The following is a 2,881-nucleotide window of genomic DNA, read 5'->3' on the forward strand; positions in this document are numbered from 1 at the left end:
CCAGGGGATCCAGGGCATCACCGGAGCCCAGGGCCTGGCCGGCGTCACCGGCGCCACCGGCACGACCGGTGCCCAGGGGATCCAGGGCATCACCGGCCCGACCGGGGCCACCGGCAGCATCGGCCCGACCGGGCCCACCGGACCCCAGGGCGTCACCGGCCCGACCGGAGCGACCGGCGACACCGGCGCGACCGGCGCCAACGGAACCGCCGGAACCAACGGCGCCCAGGGTCTCACCGGCCTCACCGGAGCCACGGGTCCGACCGGAGCCACCGGCATCACCGGCGCCACCGGGCCCACCGGACCCACGGGCCAGAACGGCGCCGCCGGCCCCGTCGGGCCGACGGGTGCCACCGGAGCCGGCTTCACCGCGGTGACCTACCGCACCGGGTCCCCGGTGGCGTCGAACGGCAGCGTCAGCGTCCAGGTCGCACTCGGCGGTATCTGCCTCGCCGGCGAGACCCCCATCGGCGGCGGCGTCACGCCGACCTCGGCGATCGGGTGGCAGACGGTCGCCACCTACCCGAGCAATGCCACCGGCCTGTTCGCGACGTCGCCTGACCGCTGGGCGGCCCAGTTCTACTCCGATGCCGAGTCGGTGACGGCGTACACCATCTGCGCGCACTAGCCCCACGACGACAGCGGCCGCCCTCCTCACGGAGGACGGCCGCTGTCGTGGCACGGTCGGGAGACGGAGCCGATCAGCCCTGGAAGCGCGGGAACGCGCCGCGGCCGGCGTACCGGGCGGCCTCACCGAGCTCGTCCTCGATCCGGAGGAGCTGGTTGTACTTCGCGACGCGGTCTGAGCGGGCCGGCGCGCCGGTCTTGATCTGGCCGCAGTTGGTGGCGACGGCGAGGTCGGCGATCGTGGTGTCCTCGGTCTCGCCGGAACGGTGGCTCATCATGTTGCGGAAGCCGCTGCGGTGGGCGAGCTCGACGGCGTCGAGGGTCTCGGTCAGGGAGCCGATCTGGTTGACCTTGACCAGCATGGCGTTGGCCTGGCCGCCGGCGATGCCGCGCTGGAGGCGCTCCACGTTGGTGACGAAGAGGTCGTCGCCCACGAGCTGGGTCTTGGAGCCGAGCTCGTCGGTGATGGTCTTCCAGCCGTCCCAGTCCTCCTCGTTGAGGGGGTCCTCGATCGAGACGATCGGGTAGTTGGCGACGAGCTCGGCGTAGTACGCCGTCATCTCGGCAGCCGACTTGGCCTGGCCCTCGAAGGTGTAGGCGCCGTCGTTGTGGAACTCCGAGGCGGCGACGTCGAGCGCGAGGACGACGTCGGTGCCCAGCGTGTAGCCGGCCTTGGCGACGGCCTCGCCGATCAGGTCGAGGGCGGCACGGTTGGACTCGAGGTTGGGGGCGAAGCCGCCCTCGTCACCGAGGCCGGTGGACAGGCCCTTCTCCTTGAGCACGGACTTGAGGGCGTGGTAGACCTCGGCGCCCATCCGCAGTGCCTCACGGAACGTCGGCGCACCGATCGGAGCGATCATGAACTCCTGGATATCGACGTTGGAGTCCGCGTGGGCGCCACCGTTGAGGATGTTCATCATCGGCACCGGCAGGATGTGCGCGTTCGGGCCGCCGACGTACTTGTACAGCGGGAGGCCGGCCGAGTCGGCGGCAGCACGGGCCACGGCGAGCGAGACGCCGAGGATCGCGTTCGCGCCCACGTTGGCCTTGTTCGGGGTGCCGTCGATGTCGAGCATCGCCTGGTCGACGGTGCGCTGGTCGTCGGCGTCGAGGCCGATGATCGCCGGAGCGATCTTGTCGAGCACCGCTTCGACAGCCTGCTGCACGCCCTTGCCGCCGTAGCGCGCGTCACCGTCGCGCAGCTCGACAGCCTCGAAGGCGCCGGTCGAGGCGCCACTGGGGACGGCAGCACGCGCGAACGTGCCGTCTTCAAGAAGGACCTCGACCTCGACCGTGGGGTTGCCACGGGAGTCGAGAATTTCGCGAGCGCCAACGGCTTCAATCACAGACACGCAGCGCAGCCTAACGTGAGAGCGGCCTCACGGAATGTGTGAGTCCATCCCGATGTTGGGCTCAATATGACCGAGACGATCGAGATTCACGACCCGCAGCCGCTGGACGAGCGGGCCCTGGCCGAGCTCTTCACCGACGCTCGCACCGTTTCCTACTTCACCGACGAGGCCGTCACCGACGAGCAGCTGAAGCAGATCTGGGACCTTGCCAAGTGGACGCCGACCGCTGCCAACACGCAGCCGCTGCGCGTCCTCTTCGTCCGCACCGACGAGGCCCGCGAGCGCCTTCTCCCCCACATGGGCGAGGGCAACCGCCCCAAGGTCTCCTCGGCTCCCGTCACCGCGATCCTCGCCGTCGACCCGGAGTACTACGAGTTCATCCCGACGACGTTCCCGCACGCTGCCGCGCTGCGCGACACCTTCGCCGGCAACCCCGAGGTCGCCGCCGCGAGCGCGAAGATCTCCTCGGGCCTCCAGGGCGGTGGCTTCATCTACGCCGTCCGCGCCGTCGGCCTGGCCGCCGGCCCGATGACCGGCTTCGACCCGGCCGGTGTCGACGCCGAGTTCTTCGGTGACTCCGGCTGGAAGTCCTTCCTGGTGATCAACATCGGCCACCCGGCCGACAACGCCCACTTCGGCCGCCTCCCGCGCGTGCCCGAGGACAAGGCCGTCGCCTTCGCCTGAGCCCGGCCCGACCGGCTCCGCGATCTGATTCGCGACCTGAGTGCGGTGGTTCTGAGTCACCTGGTGACCCGGAGCCACCGCACTGTCGTCTCCGGCCCGTGTCCGGCTCGTCTCCGGCTCGTCAAGCGGAACTGAGTTCCTAAGGAACGTCAAGCCACCTGGACGCTCGTAGGCTTGGTGTTGGCGGGCCGAGATGTTGGAGCGCTTTGCGACTTCTG

Annotated in this window: 2 protein-coding genes and 1 pseudogene; 2 read left to right on the forward strand and 1 reads right to left on the reverse strand. The window is 70.1% G+C overall.

Features of this window, described 5'->3' with window-relative positions; all coding sequences use genetic code 11:
* Positions 1–628: pseudogene (locus Q1V88_RS17080) on the forward strand (hypothetical protein); the annotation flags it as partial.
* 73 nt (positions 629–701) lie between these two features.
* Here the strand turns inward: Q1V88_RS17080 and eno are convergent.
* Positions 702–1,979 carry a phosphopyruvate hydratase gene (gene eno / locus Q1V88_RS17085; protein ID WP_300682567.1) on the reverse strand — a complete coding sequence of 426 codons (1,278 nt, stop codon included), beginning with the start codon at positions 1,977–1,979 and terminating at the stop codon, positions 702–704.
* Positions 1,980–2,045: 66 nt separating this feature from the next.
* Here eno and Q1V88_RS17090 point away from each other — a divergent pair, with 66 nt between their 5' ends.
* On the forward strand, positions 2,046–2,663 hold the full coding sequence (locus Q1V88_RS17090) for a malonic semialdehyde reductase (protein WP_300682568.1): 618 nt from the start codon (positions 2,046–2,048) through the stop codon (positions 2,661–2,663).
* Positions 2,664–2,881: the final 218 nt, after the last annotated feature.

It is taken from the genome of Nocardioides sp., assembly GCF_030150155.1.
Taxonomy (GTDB): domain Bacteria; phylum Actinomycetota; class Actinomycetes; order Propionibacteriales; family Nocardioidaceae; genus Nocardioides.